The 835-nt window shown below is 65.3% G+C and carries 1 protein-coding gene; it reads right to left on the reverse strand.

The annotated features are described in order from the left end of the window. The coding region (locus tag FXO23_RS50595; RefSeq protein ID WP_218952454.1) for an acyltransferase domain-containing protein at positions 1-835 on the reverse strand (835 nt) is incomplete at both ends.

Here is an 835-nt window from a genome sequence, read left to right on the forward strand (position 1 = left end):
CGCAGTCCTGTGCCATCGCGGTGAGCACGCCGTCCGGCCCGATCTCCAGGAACCTGGTCACGCCCTGCCCGGCCAGGGTGCGCACCCCATCGGCGAACCGAACCGCCTCCCGAACGTGCCGCACCCAGTACTCCGGCGACACCAACTCATCGGTCAACTCACCGGACACATTGGACACAACCGGAATGCCCGGCGCCCGGTACTCCACCGAAGCCGCAACCTCGGCGAACTCCGCCAACATCGCATCCATCCGAGGCGAATGGAACGCATGCGACACCCGCAACCGCTTGGTCTTGCGCCCCTCAGTCTCGAAGTGCTCGGCAATACCCAGCACCGCTTCCTCGTCACCGGACACCACCACCGATGCCGGACCGTTGATCGCCGCGACCGACACCGACTCGTCCAGCAACGGAAGCACTTCATCCTCCGTGGCCTGCACCGCCACCATCGCCCCACCAGACGGCAACGCCTGCATCAAACGACCCCGCGCCACCACCAAACGGCACGCGTCCGCCAGCGAAAACACCCCAGCAACATGCGCGGCCGCCACCTCACCGATGGAGTGGCCGAGCAGGTAATCCGGCCGAATGCCCCAAGATTCGACGAGCCGGAACAACGCCACCTCAACCGCGAACAACCCCGGCTGCGTGAACCCCGTCTGATCAACCAGATCCGAATCCTCGGCCCACATCACCCCGCGCAGCGGCCGATCCAGGTGCTGATCAAGTTCGGCACACACCTCATCGAGCGCACCGGCAAACACCGGGAACGACTCGTACAACCCACGACCCATACCCAACCGCTGCGAACCCTGACCCGAGAACAGCAAACCCAG

The sequence above is a fragment of the Amycolatopsis anabasis genome (assembly GCF_009765355.1).
In the GTDB taxonomy this organism is placed as follows: domain Bacteria; phylum Actinomycetota; class Actinomycetes; order Mycobacteriales; family Pseudonocardiaceae; genus Amycolatopsis; species Amycolatopsis anabasis.